At 47.5% G+C, this 20,294-nt stretch carries 20 protein-coding genes; 9 read left to right on the plus strand and 11 right to left on the minus strand.

Features of this window, described 5'->3' with window-relative positions; all coding sequences use genetic code 11:
* Positions 1 to 145 precede the first annotated feature (145 nt).
* The gene (locus OL444_RS02780; protein ID WP_264734763.1) at positions 146 to 1,924 is read left to right on the plus strand and encodes a hypothetical protein; all 1,779 of its coding nucleotides are present in this window, start codon (positions 146 to 148) and stop codon (positions 1,922 to 1,924) included.
* A gap of 110 nt (positions 1,925 to 2,034) precedes the next feature.
* Complete coding sequence (locus tag OL444_RS02785) at positions 2,035 to 2,679, plus strand: hypothetical protein (protein WP_264734762.1); 645 nt, start codon at positions 2,035 to 2,037, stop codon at positions 2,677 to 2,679.
* Here OL444_RS02785 and OL444_RS02790 read toward each other — a convergent pair whose 3' ends face one another.
* The 3 genes from OL444_RS02790 to OL444_RS02800 form a co-directional block, all read right to left on the minus strand.
* Positions 2,680 to 3,978, minus strand: a complete 1,299-nt coding sequence (locus OL444_RS02790; RefSeq protein ID WP_264734761.1) for a D-alanyl-D-alanine carboxypeptidase/D-alanyl-D-alanine-endopeptidase — start codon at positions 3,976 to 3,978, stop codon at positions 2,680 to 2,682.
* Positions 3,979 to 4,094: 116 nt separating this feature from the next.
* Positions 4,095 to 5,432: a Gfo/Idh/MocA family protein gene (locus OL444_RS02795; protein WP_264734760.1), complete on the minus strand. Its 1,338-nt coding sequence runs from the start codon at positions 5,430 to 5,432 to the stop codon at positions 4,095 to 4,097.
* 37 nt (positions 5,433 to 5,469) lie between these two features.
* Positions 5,470 to 6,432, minus strand: coding sequence for a formylglycine-generating enzyme family protein (locus OL444_RS02800; protein WP_264734759.1), 963 nt, complete (start codon positions 6,430 to 6,432; stop codon positions 5,470 to 5,472).
* A gap of 181 nt (positions 6,433 to 6,613) precedes the next feature.
* Between OL444_RS02800 and OL444_RS02805 the strand changes: the two genes are divergently transcribed.
* From OL444_RS02805 to OL444_RS02820, 4 genes are all read left to right on the plus strand, one after another.
* Entirely contained in the window at positions 6,614 to 7,546 is a 933-nt protein-coding gene (locus tag OL444_RS02805; RefSeq protein WP_264734758.1) for a hydroxypyruvate isomerase family protein, read from the plus strand.
* 130 nt (positions 7,547 to 7,676) lie between these two features.
* The gene (locus OL444_RS02810) at positions 7,677 to 8,027 is read left to right on the plus strand and encodes a phage holin family protein (RefSeq protein ID WP_264734757.1); all 351 of its coding nucleotides are present in this window, start codon (positions 7,677 to 7,679) and stop codon (positions 8,025 to 8,027) included.
* Between the two features lie 35 nt (positions 8,028 to 8,062).
* Positions 8,063 to 10,036 (plus strand): alpha-ketoacid dehydrogenase subunit alpha/beta, encoded by a 1,974-nt coding sequence (locus tag OL444_RS02815; RefSeq protein ID WP_264734756.1) that lies wholly within the window; start codon positions 8,063 to 8,065, stop codon positions 10,034 to 10,036.
* Between the two features lie 71 nt (positions 10,037 to 10,107).
* On the plus strand, positions 10,108 to 10,251 hold the full coding sequence (locus OL444_RS02820) for a hypothetical protein (RefSeq protein WP_264734755.1): 144 nt from the start codon (positions 10,108 to 10,110) through the stop codon (positions 10,249 to 10,251).
* Positions 10,252 to 10,318: 67 nt separating this feature from the next.
* Here the strand turns inward: OL444_RS02820 and OL444_RS02825 are convergent, their stop codons facing one another.
* The 3 genes from OL444_RS02825 to OL444_RS02835 form a co-directional block, all read right to left on the minus strand.
* Entirely contained in the window at positions 10,319 to 10,858 is a 540-nt protein-coding gene (locus OL444_RS02825; RefSeq protein WP_264734754.1) for an O-acetyl-ADP-ribose deacetylase, read from the minus strand.
* Between the two features lie 3 nt (positions 10,859 to 10,861).
* Complete coding sequence (locus OL444_RS02830) at positions 10,862 to 11,614, minus strand: NYN domain-containing protein (protein ID WP_264734753.1); 753 nt, start codon at positions 11,612 to 11,614, stop codon at positions 10,862 to 10,864.
* A 113-nt stretch (positions 11,615 to 11,727) separates the two neighbouring features.
* Complete coding sequence (locus OL444_RS02835) at positions 11,728 to 12,198, minus strand: Dps family protein (RefSeq protein WP_264734752.1); 471 nt, start codon at positions 12,196 to 12,198, stop codon at positions 11,728 to 11,730.
* Positions 12,199 to 12,377: 179 nt separating this feature from the next.
* Between OL444_RS02835 and OL444_RS02840 the strand changes: the two genes are divergently transcribed.
* Entirely contained in the window at positions 12,378 to 13,583 is a 1,206-nt protein-coding gene (locus tag OL444_RS02840; RefSeq protein ID WP_264734751.1) for an MFS transporter, read from the plus strand.
* Positions 13,584 to 13,629: 46 nt separating this feature from the next.
* Here the strand turns inward: OL444_RS02840 and OL444_RS02845 are convergent, their stop codons facing one another.
* From OL444_RS02845 to OL444_RS02860, 4 genes are all read right to left on the minus strand, one after another.
* Positions 13,630 to 15,021: a DNA recombination protein RmuC gene (locus OL444_RS02845; RefSeq protein WP_264734750.1), complete on the minus strand. Its 1,392-nt coding sequence runs from the start codon at positions 15,019 to 15,021 to the stop codon at positions 13,630 to 13,632.
* 247 nt (positions 15,022 to 15,268) lie between these two features.
* Entirely contained in the window at positions 15,269 to 16,345 is a 1,077-nt protein-coding gene (locus tag OL444_RS02850; protein ID WP_264734749.1) for an iron-containing alcohol dehydrogenase family protein, read from the minus strand.
* 20 nt (positions 16,346 to 16,365) lie between these two features.
* Positions 16,366 to 17,094: a 3-deoxy-manno-octulosonate cytidylyltransferase gene (gene kdsB / locus OL444_RS02855; RefSeq protein WP_264734748.1), complete on the minus strand. Its 729-nt coding sequence runs from the start codon at positions 17,092 to 17,094 to the stop codon at positions 16,366 to 16,368.
* Positions 17,095 to 17,170: 76 nt separating this feature from the next.
* Positions 17,171 to 18,361 carry a DegT/DnrJ/EryC1/StrS family aminotransferase gene (locus OL444_RS02860; RefSeq protein WP_264734747.1) on the minus strand — a complete coding sequence of 397 codons (1,191 nt, stop codon included), beginning with the start codon at positions 18,359 to 18,361 and terminating at the stop codon, positions 17,171 to 17,173.
* A 116-nt stretch (positions 18,362 to 18,477) separates the two neighbouring features.
* On the opposite strand from OL444_RS02860, the gene OL444_RS02865 reads away from it, so the two are divergent.
* Entirely contained in the window at positions 18,478 to 18,915 is a 438-nt protein-coding gene (locus OL444_RS02865) for a YybH family protein (protein ID WP_264734746.1), read from the plus strand.
* Between the two features lie 558 nt (positions 18,916 to 19,473).
* Positions 19,474 to 19,998, plus strand: a complete 525-nt coding sequence (locus tag OL444_RS02870; protein ID WP_264734745.1) for a CAP domain-containing protein — start codon at positions 19,474 to 19,476, stop codon at positions 19,996 to 19,998.
* Here the strand turns inward: OL444_RS02870 and OL444_RS02875 are convergent, their stop codons facing one another.
* Positions 19,999 to 20,277 carry a hypothetical protein gene (locus tag OL444_RS02875; RefSeq protein ID WP_264734744.1) on the minus strand — a complete coding sequence of 93 codons (279 nt, stop codon included), beginning with the start codon at positions 20,275 to 20,277 and terminating at the stop codon, positions 19,999 to 20,001.
* Positions 20,278 to 20,294: the final 17 nt, after the last annotated feature.

Here is a 20,294-nt window from a genome sequence, read left to right on the forward strand (position 1 = left end):
GCTTTAATTATTTTCTAAAAATAAGTGTAGTAAGGACACCTTTTTTAAACGTTTATCAGATACAAAAAGAATATTTTACATTTGTTCCCGAATACACAAATCCCTGGTCAATCACTCGTTATCCTTATACCAATACCAATCTGATATGTTCAAGAATGTTTTATGGTGGCTGGCATTACCATTAGTACTGCTCAGTGCATGCGACAAATCCATGGTCACTGTTAAGTATCCCAACGAAATAGTGCCGCCTGTCAACAATAATAATCCTATTCCTACCCAGCAGGTGAAAACCGGCATTCAGGGGATTATACTGGATGAGAATAATCGTCCGGTACAAGGCGCCAGCGTAAAAGCCGGGCAGAAAACCATCAGCACCAATGCCAAAGGATATTTTCTGTTAGATGATATTACTGTGGTGAAAGCTGCCGCGGTAGTTACGGTTACAAAAAGCGGTTACTTCGATGGTATCCGTACGTTCAGCATTCCTGCAGACAATAAACTGCAGTATGTACAGATACAACTGCTGCCGAAAAAAGTAGCTGGCGTATTTGACGGCGCCACCGGCGGAAACATCACCGCTTCCAACGCCCAGTTTATCTTCCGGCCTAATCATGTACTGAATGCCGACAATACACCTTATACCGGTAAAGTATCCTTGTACTATGCCCCCATCAATCCGGAGCGTGCTGATTTTGCAGACATTATGCCGGGTGACCTGCGCGGTATTAACAACGGCAATGCACTGGTAGGTTTAAAATCCTATGGCATGATGGCGCTGGAAGTACGCGGCGCTGCCGGCGAAAAGCTGCACCTGGACAGCTCCATGTCCGTGACCTTTAAAGTGACGATTCCGGCCACCTTATTGTCTTCCGCACCGGCTACGATTCCATTGTGGCATTTCGATGAAAAAATCGGCGTATGGCGGGAAGAAGGCAGCGCGAACAAAGTTGGCGACAGCTACCTGGGATCACTCAAACATTTTTCCACCTGGACCCATAGTCTATGGTTTTGGCCTGCCTATTTTACCGCTACCCTCCAGAATGAAACAGGCAGCCCATTGGCCTTTTTCCAGATAAAAATGACCCGCCAGGATGGCACCAGTTCTTTTGACTATACCAACGAAAACGGAGAAGTCCAGGGTGTCGTACCAGCCAATGAGTCATTGACCATGACCGTTGTTAAACGCCATGGCACCTGTGAAATGGAAATGTTATCCAGAAAAGTCGGGCCTTGGACTGCATTCAACAGCCTCGGAATTATTAAAGTAACTCCGGCCGCAGGTAACACGCTGCGTATAAGCGGCACCGTTACAAACTGTGATAACAACCCGGTAACCAATGGCATTGTGAATGTAACCGTGGAGAGTAAACTTTATCGTGCGTTGTTAAAAAACGGGACTTATAACATCACAGCGCTTCATTGCGAAGCGACTGCAACCGACGTCAGTATCAATGCAATAGACCTGGCCACCAACAAAACAATCGCCCGTGAATTAACAGCAGTAAGTGTAGACCAGGTAGCAGATCTACAGGTTTGTGACGTCATAGAGCAAAGTACGGCCAGCCTGATCGTGGATGGTACCAGTTATACCTATACCACACCCGCAGACATCGTAGATTTAAGTTCAGATACATCAGATGTTTATCGGGTAAAAATTACCAAAAACCCTTTCGGTAATATCAAAGAATCCTGTGTACTGATTCTGGCAGGTTTAGAAAAAGGTACTCACGTCCGTAACATGCACCTGAACCTGCCTAATGTTTTCTTGGGTGGTGATTATTCCTATACCGTTACCCAAGAAGCTCCCCGTAAAGGCGACTTCCTCATCTTTACAATAAACGGGAAATTAAGGAATGCGCAGGATTATACAGATACCCGCCTCCGTACAATCAGTGGGACCGTAAAAGTAAAAAGGCTGTGGTAATAGATTGTCGTATATTTTTTAAAAAGGCCAATAGTTCTCAAAAACTATTGGCCTTTTTTGCATAAATTCATAGGAAATACCGTTATAGAAAAACCAGATCCAATGTTTTTATGAAGCACCTTTATCCTCTTCTGATTTTACTGATGGGCACCCTGCTGGTAGCCTGCAGTAAAGAGACGAGTAAAGATGGCCCTCAATTCGGTAACTGCGAGTATGCGCCCTACACCATTGGCTCTTCCTTCTCCTACAGCAATATCAAAAACGATTCGAAAGATACCTTCAATTATACCCTCACTGTTTCCGGTGATACCACCATCCGGGGCACTACCTACAAAAAGATTGGCGACGACAGTGTATTCACCGGCTCCAACTGCAAAGACGGCGTCTATACACAGATCGCCAGCATGCCTACCTATCAGGGAGGCCGCGCAGACGACCTGAAACTGACCTACCTCCGGGAATACATGCCGCAGGGAAGCATCTGGCTCGACACGATCAAAATTGTCAATGCCCAGGATACTTCTACCGGTATTCTGCTGTATACCATCCTCGACAGAGGCATTACCAAAGCAGTGAATGGTAAAAACTATCTGGAAGTCATCAGTGTCAGAACAGACGCCTATTCTGTCATGCATGGCGGCCCTGTACCCGCAGGCACCATTGCTACCCGCTATTATGCAAAAGGCGTGGGTCTGATAGAAGAAGATAAACCAACAGATACCACCAGGATTACCTCCTATATCCTCAAACCCTGATCAATACTCTTTCCAGATCATCGTCAGCAGTCGTTCTACTGCTCTCCGTACACCACCCGCCTTTTCGCGGTTATTATTGACCAGCACACTGAATACCAGCACTTTATTTTTCCGTGTCACCAGATAACCACTCAACGCGACAGCCCCTGTAAAGCTGCCGGTTTTGGCATGTACAAACTGTTGGGTGTAATAGTTTTTCAGCGTTCCTTCTTTTCCACCGGTGGGAAAGATTTCCCAGAGGCGGTCTTGCGGATATTCCCGGTACAGCTTTGTGAGTATGGTTACAAAGTCGCGCGGCGTAAACAGGTTATAACGGGAAAGGCCGCAACCATCTACCCATTGCGGTGAATCGGGTAAACCTTTCAGCGGCCCGGACAACAAATAGTCGATCGTCTTTTTGTTATTCAGCGTATCCCATTGGCGGGCAGCACTCATCAGCAGGATTTGTTCTGCAAAAAAATTGTCGCTCCGGTGCATCATGGGGGCATATAACGAATCCGCAGGAATGCTGTTCAATATTTTAAAGGGGCCGGCCGGCGGTACTGTCGCAATACTGATGCGACGGTGCAGCGTATCTTCCAGTCGCTGTTGCAGGTCCGTTATCGTTCCTGTCATAAAAGGAACATACCCCTTTGACACGCTCCTGTCAGCAGGATTATATTGCAGGGAGAAAGTGTTGCTCCGTTCGTCCCGTTTCATGACCGGACTGCGCAATGTAGCATCAACGGTGGTCTGCAGCGTAAATAATCCAGGTAAGATGCTGCTCGTATCCCGGTGATGATACAGCCGGGCTACGTTGCCGTACATTGGCCATTCATTCAGTTCAGGCTGATAATCGTCGGCATAGTCGTCCCAGGCCCACCCTGGTCCGAAACGCTGATACTGGTTGACGGCCGGTACCAGGTATATCTTTTTAGCGGTTGTTTGCAACAGTTGCAATAACGGCTGCCAGGTATAGTCCGGATGCAGGAAAGACGGATCCCCCATTCCCTGTACAAACAAGGCCGTATCATTTTCATAGTAGCGGGCACCGGGTAAGGAGTCGCCCAGCAGCTTCAATCCTGCATATAATGCAAATATCTTCACGTTGGATGCCGGCGTAAAAAACTGATCATCGTGGTGTTGCAGCCAGTACTTACCGGTAGCCGGTTCGTAGATACTGATGCCAGTCTGCGTTTGTTTCAGCGGCGCCTGCTGCAATAGCTGCGTGTCTGCCCATTTCTTAATCGCTGCAGACTGTGACTGTGCCTGCAATACACTAAAGAGGCAACCCGCTGTTGCCAATAAAATGCTCCTCATAGGTGGAAATTACGAATTACCTGCAGTAATCGGGTCATTACCCGCTGCGGTGCTTAAAAAGAACAGCGAAGATCGATATACGATCTTCGCTGCTCCGTTGTAAAAAACCACAGTTATCAGGTGGTAAAATATTTGGTCTGCCCAGGCTTTGCATAAGCGTAGTTGCCGCTGGCATCCGGTAATACCGGTGGCGGCGCATCAAAAGCATACCGCTGGGGTTGGATATTTAACCCGGAATTTAATGCTACCTGCCAGTTGATGACCTGTCCGGAATAGGTAGCCAGCCGGCCGATGATAGCAGACAGGGTGGCTTCTGCCCCTCTCTCTGCATCCTGGAAGCGATACTCTCCTTTGGCAATCGCTGCAAACAGTTCATCATGCTCGGTCTGATAAGGGTTGTTTTCTTTTGTTTTATCAAACTGATACAACACTTTTCCTTTGTGACTTACAATCGTACCCTTATCACAGAAAATGCGGCCCCTGGTACCTACAATTTCTTCATCTACTTTACTGGGTGCATCTTTCCAGTGGCGGCACTGACTGTTCATCACTACGCCGTTGGCATACCGGTATTCCACAAAGTGGTGGTCGAAGATCTCTCCGTATTCTTTACCCGTACGTACGGCACGGCCGCCCATACCACCTGCCGTCAGCGGTGTAGCGCCCATAAACCAGTTACTCACATCAATATTGTGGATATGTTGTTCTACGATATGATCGCCGCACAGCCAGTTGAAATAATACCAGTTACGCATCTGGTACTCCATCTCCGTATATTCTGGTTTGCGGGGCTTCACCCAAAGTGCACCCTGGTTCCACCACACCTGTGTAGACAGTATCTCACCGATCATCCCATCCTGTACACGTTTATACAACTCCCGGTAAGAGTTTTGATAATGGCGTTGCAGGCCCACCACTACATTCAGTTTTTTGCTTTTGGCTACGGCGGCAGCTTCCAGTACTTTTTTAATACCTGCGGGGTCTGTTGCTACCGGTTTTTCCATGAATACATGTTTCCCTTGCCGGATGGCTTCTTCAAAATGAATAGGCCTGAAACCCGGCGGGGTGGTAAGGATCACCACATCCGCAAGAGCAATCGCCTGCTTGTAGGCATCAAACCCGGTAAATTTATTTTGCTCCGGTACTTTCACCCGGTTGGCTTTTTCGCCCAATGCTTCTTTGATGTTGTCGTAGCTGTCTTTCAGCCGGTCCGGGAAGGCATCGGCCATGGCTACCAGCTCCACATTTTCTTTGGTGCTGAGCGCTTGGGTAGCAGCGCCGGTACCGCGGCCACCACAACCAATCAGGGCTACTTTAATGACATCAGAAGAGCCGGAGAAAAAATTGGCTTTGGATAAAACAGGCATCGCTAAGAGTCCGCCGGCCAGCAGGGATGTTTGTTTTACAAATGAGCGGCGGCTTTGATCGTGGAATTTATCATGTTCGCGTTCCATAAAAGAAGTAAGATTTTTGATTTTAGGATGTGTATAACTAGCGTGCTCCTTTATATTTATCTATCATCTCTTCAAAGAATTGAGCTGCTTCTATAGCAGTAGGTTGTTGTACAGGTCTGACTATTCTGAATCCCACAAAGGGGGCATCTGCGTTCCACCAAAAGCTTTTAGGAATCTGCGGATCACGGCGGTTCCACACCGGATCTGATTTCAGGCGGGCAGCACTACGTAGCTGCGGGGCCGCATCCTGATAGTTACCGCCTTTCACCACCCGGGGTGTTTTAGCCGTAGGATGTATCCAGGGATCTTTCCCGGATGCCTGTGCCACACCAGTTTCCTCGTATTGATCCATCGTCCATTCTGCCACGTTCCCCAGCATGTCATACAGGCCCCAGGCGTTGGGTTTCAGCTGTGCTACCTTGTGGTATTTCTGGTCACTGTTTTCTTTAAACCAGGCATAGTCTTTCAACGCGGCGGCGTCATTGCCAAAAGGATAGGCCGTAGTAGCGCCGGCACGGCAGGCGTATTCCCATTCTGCTGCGGTAGGCAGGCGATAAAACACGCCTGTTTTGGCATACAGCCAACGGCAATACATCAGGGCGCCATACTGGCTCATACTGTTAGCCGGATATCCACCGGATTTGCCCATACCCAGGGTAAGGTCTATATACGGCGGGCTGGGACGCGTCATCCCATCGGGAATCGGTGTTTTATCTTTTTCAGCATCCGCATATACATCGTATTCATCAAACGTAACTTCTGTAGCTCCCATCCAGAAATCAGACAATTGTACGGCAGCTGCCGGGCCTTCATCTTTATTTCTGCCTTTTTCATTGTCCGGGCTTCCCAGGGTAAAGGAACCTCCTTTGATGGGCACCATTTTAAAACTTAATGCAGTACCGGGGAGCTTTTGTTCATACGGTTCAAAAGCCTGTGACTGGGCCACTACTCCCTGGCTGCATATAAGACCCAGTAATAAGGTCATATACTGTCTGGTCATCTCGCGTGATTGATAAAATGATATAAGTGGGTGAATTTAAAAAATACAATACTGGAATGCAATACTTTTTTAGGAATGCGAAAATTGCGTCAGGAATTGAATTTTTTGCATCACTGCTAGTATTTACATGAGAAAGCGATTAAATTTATCGTCACGTCGTTTTTACACTTAATCTAACGTTATGGAAAGAAGAAAATTCCTGCAACAAAGCACGCTGGCAGGCATCTCTACCCTCGCACTGGGGGCACTCGGCTATCCCAGCCAGGCGGCCGGCTCCACTCCTGCTCCCGGCGCCGGTGAAAATACCTTTCGCCTCAACTATGCCCCACATGATGGTATGTTTAAAAACAGTGGTGGCAGCAGTTTTACAGATCAGATCAAATATATGCATGACCAGGGTTTCCGGGCTATTGAAGACAATGGCTTGTTGGGACGCCCGGTAGCAGAACAGGAGAAAATCGGCGCACTGCTGAACAAACTGGGTATGCAGATGGGTGTATTTGTTGTGGATACCGGCAACAATTGGAAAACGTCTCTTGCCTCCGGCAAACAGGAGTTTAAAGATGCCTTTGTAAAAACCTGTAAAGACAGCGTGGAAGCAGCAAAGCGGGTCAATGCCAAATGGGCGACTGTTGTTCCTGGCTTCTTCGATCGCAGCCTCCCTATGGGTGTACAAACAGCCCATGTATTGGATGCCTTGCGTAAAGGAGCGGAAATATTTGAACCCCATGGCCTGATCATGGTACTGGAGCCGCTGAGCGATACACCGGAACTGTTTCTACGTACAGCAGAGCAAAGTTTTGAAATCTGTAAAGCTGTCAACAGTCCATCCTGTAAAATCCTGTACGACATCTATCACATGCAACGCAACACAGGTAACCTGATTCCCATCATGGACCTTTGCTGGGATGAAATTGCGTATATCCAGATCGGTGATAATCCCGGCCGGAAAGAACCAGGTACCGGTGAAATCAATTATAAAAACATTTTTAAACACCTGCATAAAAAAGGCTACAAAGGTGTGCTGGGAATGGAACACGGCGTTGCCGGAAAAGGACAGGAAGGCGAAGCAGCACTGATCCGCGCTTATCGGGAAGCGGACAATTTTATGTAAGCCGGTTGTTTTGATATTTAGTTATCTGATCCGGATCATCATAGCAGCGTCAATATCCGATAACTAAATATCAAAATAATGAAATGTCCAACGTTTAATTTTCTTAACTTAACTAATAAATCTTTCTGCTATGGGTTTTCTGATCCGGATATTAGTCAGCGCGCTGGCGGCTATGCTAACTACCTATTTATTAAAGCCTGCTGTTAAGATAGACAGCTTCATGACGGCGCTGATACTGGCACTCGTATTAGCTTTATTAAATGCACTGGTAAAGCCCCTGTTGATTATACTCACGCTTCCGGTCACCATTGTTACCCTCGGTCTTTTCCTCTTTGTCATTAATGCGTTGATTATCCTGCTGGCAGCCAAACTCATCTCAGGGTTTAAAGTAGATGGTTTCTGGTGGGCCATGTTGTTCAGTATTGTAATGACCATCATCAACAGCGTTATGCTTAGTATTGCCGGCGGCAGCAATGATTAGCCCCTCATACCTTTTCTGCCATTAAAAACCACTCCATGTATTTCAACCGGTCTGACCTGAATGATACGCAATTGCTGTCTTTTTACCGGACGCTTGTATATCCACGGCTTATAGAAGAAAAAATGCTGCTCCTGCTGCGGCAGGGGAAAATAAGTAAATGGTTTTCGGGCATCGGCCAGGAAGCAATTGCAGTAGGCGCCACCCTGGCCCTGGAGCCAGATGAATGGATTATGCCGCTCCATCGCAACCTGGGCGTATTTACCACCCGCCACATGCCACTGGACAAACTCCTGTTGCAATGGCAGGGAAGTGAACACGGCTACAGTCAGGGACGGGAACGTTCCTTCCACTTCGGTAGCCGCGCACATCACATCTGCGGGATGATTTCCCACCTGGGACCGCAACTGTCGATTGCCGATGGTATTGCCCTCGCACACAAACTAAGAAAAGAAGAAAAAGTGGCCCTGGCCTTTACCGGCGAAGGCGGCACCAGCGAAGGAGAATTTCATGAAGCGCTCAATGTGGCCGCTGTATGGGACCTCCCCGTTATATTCCTCATCGAAAACAATGGCTATGGCCTCAGTACACCGGTGAGCGAACAGTATCGCTGTAACAACCTGACAGAACGCGCCGCCGGCTATGGCATGAAAGGCATACAGATCGATGGCAACAACCTGCTGGAAGTATTCCTGGCCATCCGGGAGGCCCGCTCCTATGCCATTACCGAACAAAAACCGGTACTGATAGAAGCCATGACCTTCCGTATGCGCGGCCATGAAGAAGCCAGCGGCGTGAAATATGTGCCGCCGGAACTGTTTGAAATATGGGGTAAAAAAGATCCCGTCGTACAATTTGAAAACTACCTGCAGGAAATAAAACTGCTGACTGAAAACGATATCAAAAGCATTCGTGAAGATCTCAAACGCCAGATCGAAGCAGATGTAGCCAAAGGCTTAACTGATACTCCTTTTGAAGCTGATACCCACAAAGAACTGAACGACCTGTATGCGCCGGCACCCGCACCGGTGGCTCCCGCAGGCGGCAGTACCGAAAAACGGTTTATCAATGCGTTGTCTGATGGCCTGAAACAAGCCATGGAACAGCATCCGGAGCTCATCCTCATGGGCCAGGATATTGCGGGTTATGGCGGCGCCTTCAAAATCACGGAAGGATTCATGGAACAATTTGGTGCCGATAGGGTACGTAATACGCCCCTGTGTGAAAGCGCCATCGTGGGTACCGCATTGGGCTTATCGCTGGCTGGTTTCAAGAGCATGGTGGAAATGCAGTTCGGAGATTTCGTTACCTGTGGTTTTAATCAGATCGTTAACAACCTGGCCAAAATACACTACCGCTGGGGACAACCTGCCGATGTCGTGATCCGGATGCCTTCCGGGGGCGGCGTGGGAGCAGGTCCTTTCCACTCCCAAAGCAATGAGGCCTGGTTTACCCATGTACCCGGATTAAAAGTCGTATATCCGGCTACACCGGAAGACGCCAAAGGCTTGCTGACAGCGGCGCTGGCGGATCCCAATCCGGTGATGTATTTCGAGCACAAAGCACTTTACCGTAGCATCAGCAGCCCGGTACCGGATGCCTACTATACGGTGGAAATCGGGAAAGCACGACTGGTACAGGCGGGCGATGATATCAGTATCATCACCTATGGCAGCGGCGTACACTGGGCCATGGAATATGCTGCCCAACATCCGGAAATTTCCATAGGTATCCTGGATCTCCGGACCCTCCTGCCCCTCGACTACACCGCTATACAGGAAATTGTAGCTGCTACGGGCAAAGTACTGGTCCTGCATGAAGATACCCTTATTGGCGGCTTTGGGGCAGAAATCAGTGCCTGGATAGCCGAACACTGTTTTTCCTTGCTGGATGCTCCCGTATTACGGTGCGCCAGCCTGGATACACCGGTACCTTTTGCGCCCGTGCTGGAAAAAAATTTCCTGGCCAAATCGAGGCTGGACAAGTATGTACAACAATTAATGCACTGGTAACCGGACCGTTCATTGGGAATTTGCCCTGAAAGTTCTAATTTGCGGCCGGAAATCATTTAAATCATTATACTATGTTGATGAATCTTTTAACAGTAGTACAAACTACCAGCTTTTACAAAATAGGCGACAGCATTGGTGGTTTTCTGGCACCTGTTGCAATCGTTGTTTTTGGGCTGATGTTCCTGTATGCCTGGGTTAAATACGCAAAAGCCTAGTCACATAACATTCTTTTACATCGCATAAGAAAACGAAAGGCTTCCTTTACAGGAGGCCTTTTGCTTTTTACGCCGGCCGGATATATTGATTGTAATATTGTTGGGTATAATGGAGGTTCTCTTCATCAAAACAAACCAGCACTACTTCGCGGAGCGCCGCTTCCTGCTCCAGTACCTGCACAATGGTATCCATGGCGATACTGGCCGCCAGGTCTTTCGGAAACCGATAAATACCCGTACTGATATTTGGGAAAGCAACGCTGCTTAAATGATGCCGCACCGCCAGTTCCAGGGAATGCCGGTAACAGGCTGCCAGCAGCTGTGCCTCCTCGTGTTGCCCGCCATTCCATACCGGGCCTACGGTATGAATCACATATTTCGCCGGCAAACGACCCGCTGTTGTAATAACAGCTTGTCCTGTTTTACAGCCACCCTGGCGGGCTACAATTGCCCGGCAATCTTCCAGAATAGCCGGTCCGCCGGCACGATGAATCGCGCCATCCACACCACCACCGCCCATCAGGGAGCTATTGGCCGCATTCACAATGGCATCCGTACTCATTTTGGTAATATCTCCCTGTATCACCTTTATCACCGCTGTAGTCATCGTTTATTTTGTTCTTACATATACCAGCTTACCGGTTTTCTTACCGCTTTCCCGGATATCAATTTCAAAATCGGGGAAGCTTTTCAATAACTGTAGTAGTTTGTTGAAGCCATAGTTACGGGCGTCAAAGTCAGGTTGCTTTTTGAGGATCAGGTTACCTAGTTCTCCCAGGTATGCCCATCCGTCTTCATCGGCGATATCGTTAATGCTGGTAGATAATAACTGAATCAGCTCTTTATCTGCCTTGCTGATCCCCTTCTGTGCCTTTTCTTTGGTAGAACGGGGCTTATCAGGATCTGTTTTCTTTTCCCGTACCTGCAGGATTTCCAGGTAGATGAATTTATCACAGGCTGCCCGGAAAGCACTGGGCGTTTTCCGCTCTCCCATTCCTATTACGCGCATGCCGGCTTCCCGCAGGCGGGTGGCCAGGCGGGTAAAGTCGCTGTCGCTGGATACCAGGCAAAATCCATCTACACGACCCGTATAGAGGATATCCATGGCATCAATGATCATGGCGGAGTCGGTGGCATTTTTACCGGAGGTATAGCTGTATTGCTGGATCGGCGTAATGGCATAGTCCAGTAAAACGCCTTTCCAGCCTACTACTGTAGGTTTGGTCCAGTCGCCATAAATTCTTTTGAAAGTGGGATTACCATATTTGGCTACCTCTTCCAGCATGCCTTTGATATTATGATAAGGAATATTATCTGCATCAATTAATACGGCCAACCGGAGATCTGTATTCGTATTGTCCATTGGGCTTTATTTTAGGTAGAATCTGGGGTACAAACAAATGTAGCTAATTAATGAAAACGAAAAACGTGTCAGTTATAGCAACCAACACGTTTCCCGTTTATTTCAACATACATCTATTTCAGATACGAGCGGATCATCCAGGCCAGTTTCAGGTGCTTCTGCAGCATACCTGTTACGAAATCGCTGGCGCCTTTATCTTTATATTTTTCATCAAACTCATCTATTAAACGACGGAGGTTGCGTATGATGGTTTCATGATCATCCAGTAATCCCTGTAATTGTTTTTTCTGGTCGTTGGAGTATTCTGATTCCAGCAGGTTCGTGAGTTTCAGTACATCTGCCAAACGGCCTTCTGCATAGTGTCCCAGCGAACGAATATATTCTGCTACTTCATCACCATACTCTTCCAGTTCTTCATATTGTTCTTCATAGAATTTATGCATTTCCATGAAGTTGGAGCCTTCAATATTCCAGTGGGCATTGCGCGTTTTTGCATATACGATCAGTTCATCTGCCAGTACTTTGTTTAATTCTAATGCTATTTGTTTTGTATGCTCTGCGGAAACACCAATATTTACTTTCATATCATTGTATTTTTTGGTTACTATAAATTTACGATACCGGAAGACAGGGTACTATGATCTTTATCAAGATTTAACAACCGGTTAATATAAACAGGGGGAAGTGTTGTTTTGTTCGGGCTTCTCCTTTGTGTGCACAATTACTTCGCTAAAATTGTACCATACTTCCTAATTTTGCCTGCATGTATCAGTCTAAGGAAAAACCCGCGCCAGCCTCCGTAGAAAAGATCTACAACCTGCATTTTATATTGCTATGTCTGAGCAATGCACTCTTTTCGGCCAGTTTTAATATGATGATACCAGAGTTACCTGCCTATCTGACCAAACTGGGAGGAGCTGATTACAAAGGGTATATCATTGGCTTATTTACCTTGATGGCAGGGCTTTCCCGCCCTTTCAGCGGCAAACTTACTGACACTATTGGCCGTGTACCGGTGATGATATTTGGCTCGCTGGTATGTGTGGTATGTAGTCTCATGTATCCGCTGGTGAGTACTGTCGGGGCATTTATGTTGTTGCGTTTTTTCCACGGGTTTTCCACGGGCTTTAAACCCACCGGCACTTCTGCCTATGTGTCAGACATTGTACCGGTGACCCGCCGCGGGGAAGCCATGGGAATGGTAGGGTTGTTCAGCACCATCGGACTGGCCATGGGCCCGGCGATTGGAGGCTTTGTAGCCGTGCGTTGGAATATCAATGTAATGTTCCAGCTGTCTGCCGTATTTGCATTGTTATCTGTCGTGATTCTGGCCGGTATGAAAGAAACCCTGGACAACAAACAGAAATTCCGTTTATCCTTACTGAAAATATCCGGTGATGAAATCTTTGAACCGCTCGTATGGTCGCCGGTCATTATCTGCTTTCTGACGTATTTCAGCTATGGTGCGGTATTGACGATTATACCTGATTTTGGTTCGTTCCTCGGTGTCAACAATAAAGGTGTATTCTTTACTTATTTCACGGCCAGTTCCATTGGTATCCGGTTGCTTGCCGGCAAAGTGTCTGATAAATTTGGCCGGGTGCCGGTGTTGAAGGTATCTGCTATACTGATGGCGGGTTCCATGGTGATGATGGGGATGGCACACAATTATTTGTTGTTAATGGCTTCCGCTGTGGTATATGGTATTTCAGTGGGGTTAAACTCTCCGGCTGTTACTGCCTGGACAGTAGACCTGGGGCGGCCGGAGCACCGGGGCCGGGCATTGGCCAGTATGTATATTGCCATGGAAGCCGGTATTGGCCTGGGCGCTTACTTCTCTGCCTTTGTGTATAATAACCATGCAGAGAATTTCCCGGTTACCTTTTACCTGTTTGCCGCTATCACGTTTATGGCTACACTCTATCTGAGCTTCTTTTACCGGAGGAAACCAGTGAGACAGCAGTGTTAAGTGCATGGGCAGTGAACCTGGCTGGCTGGTTCACTGCCCGATAATATTACGGTTCCCTGAAATCGGTGGCCGGTGATATGGGATCCGCGTCATCGGGATCAACCGGCGGCCAGGTATAATCTGTCGTGCTGGCTGTTGCAGGCAATGCTGCCGGCGTGTTTGTTTCTTCTCTATCTGTTGCGGCATTCGCCGTCAGGTCTTTAGGTAATGTTTTTTTATTGTCCAGTCCCAGGCGCCGCATTTTTTCAGCGCGGCCTACCAGGTTACCGTTTCCGGTAGTCAGCTTATTCAGGGCGCTGTCATATACCTGCTGGCTGCGTCGCAGGTGATCGCCGATCAGTCCCATATCTTCTGAAAATCCGACGAATTTATCATAGAGCGCACTCCCCTGTCTTACGATTTCTTCTGCATTTTTATTTTGTTTATCCAACCGCCACATGGCGTCAATAATGCGCAGTGTAGCCAGTAACGACGGTACACTCACCAGGATGATTTTACGGCGGAAAGCATAATCATACAGGTCTTCTTCCTGCATCACGGCCAAAGCATAGGCCGGTTCGATAGGAATAAACAGCACCACAAAATCGGTGGTGTTATTATACAGGGTGTGGTATGCTTTGCGGCTTAGTTCATTCACGTGGTTCTTGACAGACTGCAGATGCAGCTTCAGGGCCTGTTTCCGCTCCTCGTCGCTGGTGCCGCTGCAATACTGCTCATAGGCTTTCAGGGATACTTTGGAGTCGATAACTACCTGCCGGTTTTCCGGCAGATGTAACACCAGATCCGGTCTTCTTAACTGACCCGCTTCGTCCCATTGGGCATCCTGGGTAAAGTAGTGCACGCCTTTTTCCAGGCCGGAAGCCTCCAGCACACGTTCCAGAATCATTTCGCCCCAGTTGCCTTGTTTCTTGGTATCGGCTTTCAGCGCATTGGTGAGGTTATTGGCTTCTTTAGACAGGGTTTGATTCAGCTGCAGGAGGCGCTGTAATTCATTTTTCAATTCAGCACGTTGCGAGGTTTCCGCTACGAGGGATTGCTGTACACTGCTCCGGAAATTATCTATTTTCTCTGCCAGCGGTTTCAGGAGGTCGTCCATTTTCAGCTGGTTTTGCTCCATAAAGGTGCCGGATATACGTTGCAGTAGTTGCTGGGCAATATTTTCGAATTGTACCTTAAAATCCTGCTGTAGTTGCTGCAGTCGTTCCTTTTCTCCGTTCAACTGTTCCTGCAGGTATTTCTTTTGTTCCATCAGGCGGCTTTGTTCCGCCATCATGGAAGCAAATTCGTCGTTGATACGTTCCAGTTGCTGCTGCTTTTCTTTTACGAGGAGTGCTTTGTCGTCCAGCATATTTTGCAGGTATTCCTGCCGGGCTTCCAGCAGGTTATATTTTTCCTGTTGCTGCACAGCTGCTGCCTGCTGCATTTGCTGTTCCTGCATATGCTTTGTTTGCAAGGCTTGTTGTTCCTGCTTTGCAGCATACAACAGATACCCTAGCACCAAAATGCCTATTCCCGTAACAATCAATAATATCAACATGATAATTTCCCCAATAACAATGATAAGGTTTTACTACGCATTGAATTTGCGTATAGGTTTCTCTCTCATTAAAACAACAGAAGCGAAACAATCTGTGAAAATCATGTCCACAGCCTGTTTCGCTTCCGCCTATTTTAAATCCGCCTGATTACAAACGCTCGTACAGCGCGCGTAAACGTTCGCGGGTCATAATCTGTTGCCAGTCTTTACCCAGTGCATTTTCCCACAAAGGCGCCATGCCCAGCGATACATTGATCATGGTATCAAACTGTTCATCCGTCAGGCCTTTGGTGATGCCCTGCGGAATGTGAATGTTGTGTTTCTTCACCATTTCCTTAAACAGTTTCACACCGTCGGGATAAAACTCTTCCAGTTTATCAAACACGATACAGTTACCAATACCATGTTTGGTACCCAGCAGGTAAGCCAGTCCGTAGCTAACCGCATGTGCCACCCCTACCTGGGAATAAGCGATGCTCATACCACCGGCATAGGATGCCATCATCAGTTTCTCATCGGCATCATCATCCCATTGGTCTTTCTGCAGGAAAATTTCTTCACACATTTCCTGTGCTTTTTCCCCATATGATTTACTGAATGCATTCAGGTAAGTACCCTGCAGCGACTCCACACAGTGAATGAAGCAATCCATCGCTGTATAAAAGCGTTGGTTTACCTCTACAGAGCGGGTTAATGCCGGATCCAGTACAATCTGGTCAAAAGGCGTATAGTCAGAGTTCATACCCAGCTTGCGGGTAGGTCCGGTTAATACACAGGTACGGCTTACTTCTGCACCGGTACCGGAGATGGTAGGAATACCTACTTTATACACACCAGGTACTTTTACCAGATCCCAGCCCTGATAGTCTGCAGAAGATCCCGGGTTGGTCATCATCAGCGCCACTGCTTTGGCCATATCCATTACGGAACCACCACCAATACCAATGATACCGGATACTTCTCCGAATTCTGCCTTGAGCTCATCCCGTATCTGATCTACTGTAATGGTTTTGGGCTCATAGGTCACATCTATTACCACAATTTTATCCTTACCCTGTAAAGGTATACGGGATAAAAACTCCTGCTGGTCGCGGAAATATTCATCCACGAAAAATATCATGGGTGCATCTCCTTTACGTCTGGGGGCCAGTATTTCGCCCAGCTGATCAAAACATCCGCTGCCGTAAACTACGTAGTCCACCATTTTAAAGTTCCTGAATTTCATATAACCGTATTAGTTAACTATTACAAAAGTTTTGCTGCCTTTTCCAGGTCTTCCGGTGTATCAATTTCCACGCCCATATAGTTGGTCAGTACCATCTTAAGCGGGATACCGTTTTCCAGGTAACGCAGGCATTCTATTTTCTCCGCTGATTCCAGTGGCGTCATCGGCATCTGTGTAAAGTCCAGCAAGGTTTGCTTGCGGAAAGCATAAATACCGATATGCTCATAATACACAGATTTGATGTCGGTGTTGCGCGGATAAGGAATAACGGAACGGGAGAAGAAAAGTGCGTTGGACTGTTTGTCTACCGCCACCTTTACATAGTTGGGGTCTTCTATCAGATTGATATCCTTCAGCTCCTGCATCAGCGAAGCTACCTGTACTTTTTTACCGGCTTCCCCTTCAAACACCTGCAGGAGTTTTTCCAGCGGCTCTTTCCGGGTAAAAGGTTCATCCCCCTGTACATTCACCACAATGTCCACCTCCATGTCCATCACAGCTTCTGCAATACGATCGGTGCCGCATTCATGTTCTTTTTTGCTCATGACTGCCTTCCCGCCGTTTTGCACAATTTCATTATAGATAAGATCACTGTCTGTTACAACCATGACCTCATCAAATACGCCTGTATTTACGGTAGATTCATACGTACGCAGAATCACGGTTTTGCCTCCCAGATTGGCCATCATTTTGCCAGGAAACCGGGAAGCTCCATAACGGGCAGGTATCAACGCTATTTTTTTCATCATCGTGCAGTTTTCATTTCCCATGAAAGCGAAAAAGGACAAAGGCGCAGATAAGATATCCACGCCTTTTCAATAATCCTTATAATGCGCTTTTTACAGCATCTACCAGTTTCTTTGCCCTTTCCTGAATTTCTTCAGCAGACCAGGCCAGGTTAATTGGTGTGCAGATATTTCTGCTGATAACAGCATCTGATGCCGGGAATTCTTTTGTTTTATAGATCTCCATCGCCTGTTTCAATCCGGGCGCGAAGGGTGTTAATACGGAACCTTCCTTGAAGTGTTTCCACTGACGGATGTAGTGCCAGTTATTATCGTAGTAGTAGAATACCGGTAACCCAGCCGCTTTCATATTGGCAGCAGCCTGTTTGGCCTGTGCTGCTTCCGGCAGGAAGAAAGACAGGTAGGTAGCGCTATCGCCGGCTTCATCCGGAATACGACGGAACGTTACGCCAGGGATGGCAGCCAGGGCATCCTTGAAAATCTTTTTGGTGCTGCGCTGAATTTCCAGGAAACGATCCAGTTTACGAACCTGTGCCAGGCCTACTGCAGCGTGCAGTTCAGAAATACGGTAGTTATAACCAATAAACGGATGTTCATCAGCACCACGGTCTACACCCAGGTGATCATGTCCGTGATCGGTAAAACCATCACATTTCAGGTAGATGTCTTTATTGTTGGTAATCACCGCACCACCTTCTGCGCAGGTAATGGTTTTTACAAAGTCGAAGGAGAAAGTACCGGCATCACCGATAGCACCCAGCGCTTTGCCTTTATACGTACCGCCAAAAGCCTGACAGGCATCTTCCAGCAGGAACAGGTTATGTTTTTTACAGATCGCCTGTAATGCATCCAGATCCGCCATGGAACCACACATATGTACCGGCATCACCACTTTGGTACGAGGTGTGATCGCCGCTTCCACAGCTTTAGGATCCAGGGTAAGGGTATCATCGATATCTACCAGCACCGGAGTGGCGCCTACAGCCAGAACTGATTCAAAGCTGGCCACAAAGGTAAAGGTAGGCATGATGATTTCGTCGCCGGCACCTACTCCGAGGGCTGCCATAGCGGCTACTAAAGCTGCGGTTCCACTGGAGGCAAGCTGCGTATACGATACGTTCAGCTTTTCGCAAATGGCTTTTTCCAGCTCTTTCGCTTTCCAAACACCTTTACGTGGTCCATCAAATCCGTAACGCATCATAATACCGGTCTCCAGTACATCGTTTACTTCTTTCCTTTCTTCGGGGCCAAATAGTTCATATCCGGGCATAAACTGTTGATTTTAAAATATAATTAATGAATCCCTTAAAAATAGTGTTGCAAAGTTACTATAAACAGTGTTGCGTTACATCCTAAAAACTGTTTATCTTTTGCTAAAAATTTAACATGCGTTTTATCTTGTACCTTATCCTGTTGGGCACTTTCGCCGGATGGCCACTGCAAAAGCTGCAGGCACAACAGGATACCAGACAGCAAATAGCTACCCTCCTCTCTGTACAATCCGGCGCCTGGAATAAAGGCGACCTGCAGACATTCATGGGCACCTACTGGCAATCCGACTCCTTACTGTTCATTGGCAAAAACGGCATCACCTATGGCTGGCAGGCCACACTTGACCGCTACAAAAAAAGCTATCCGGATACCACGGCCATGGGTAAACTGGATTTCAAACTGCTGGAATGCAAGCCGCTGTCAAAAGACGTTTGCCTCGTAATAGGCCGCTGGCATCTGGAACGTAGCATCGGCGACCTCCAGGGACATTTCAGCCTGGTACTGAAAAAAATAAACGGCGTCTGGAAAATCATTGCAGATCATAGCTCCTGATTCCTTTATCAGGGTACCTTACGCCCCGCGCGAGCTAACTCGCGCGGGGCGTAAGGCATCAATAAAAAACCATCCTAAGAGTAGGATGGCCGCTATACACCACAACATTAAAGAAGAAAGGTTCTCCTTTTAGTTAAATATGTAAATCCGGGGTCACCGGAAAAATTGCTCTGGAATCATGCGGCCATTACAAGACCGCTACCTACCGGCAACAAATGCTGTTCCAACCGATAACCAGTGGCTTACAGCCCCCTCACTTCTCCTATACGGGGCATCTGTTCCCCGTACATGACAGGCAAACTGGGAAAGGAATACTACAAACAACTGCAACTAAACGGCAGATCACGTTAACAAGCAATTCACAAAATCACAGCAGCATTTTTCAATACAACATACTATCTTCGGCCCCGTTAATAATTTTAATCCATCCCCTGCGATCAACCATCGTATAGTTTTAATCCTGATCCTCCCGAAACCGTTTACATTTTATTCCAGATCCTGTTTAGAACCCGGTTTTTATTCATTAATAACTTTCAACTGGTTATGCCCGGGAAAATTATGTCTATCGCCGTTATACCGGCTTTTTTAATTGTTACCAGCTGCAAAAAAGAAGCAGCTGTGCTACCCCTTACCCCTGTTACCACTACAGCTGATACTGTTACTGTACCCGAAAACAAAGTAGATCGCAACGCCCTGTTACAACTGGTCAATGGATTACGCAGCAGGGGCTGTAAATGCGGAGGGGAATCAATGCCCGCCGTGTCTCCCCTCACCTGGAACGGACAGCTCGAAAGGGCAGCCTACGACCACAGTAAAGACATGTCGCTCCTGCAGTATTTCGACCACAATGGCCGCAACGGCAGTACGCCCGGATCCCGTTTGGATGTCGCCGGCTACAAATGGATGGTATACGGAGAAAATATTGCGACTGGCAATATGGATGAACAGGCAGTGGTATTGGGCTGGCTCACCAGTCCCCTGCATTGTAAAAATATGATGGATGCCCGCTTCAATGAACTGGGCGCAGGGCGTCACGACAAGATGTGGACCCTGGAACTGGGCAGCAGAAGTTCCGGCAAATAATCAGGGGGCGCTCATCTTTTTACGCCATAAACGCCAGATAAAATAAATATAGGCGATGAGGGTGAGCGTCATCCAGGTATAAAAAAAGAACAGCCTGCCGGGAGTGGATTCCGCCGGCACACCAAAGCCCAGGTACAAACCCAGGAAAATATTGATCAGCATCCAGAACATCCCGATAAAGATGGTACGCATAATCTTTATGAGAAAGGAAAACAACTCATAATCCATCTTATTGGGATCTTCTGGTGGTTGTTCTTGTTCTTCGGGTTCAGTCATCATTGCTTTTATATCTGCAA

The sequence above is a fragment of the Chitinophaga nivalis genome, from assembly GCF_025989125.1.
GTDB classification, from domain to species: Bacteria; Bacteroidota; Bacteroidia; order Chitinophagales; family Chitinophagaceae; genus Chitinophaga; species Chitinophaga nivalis.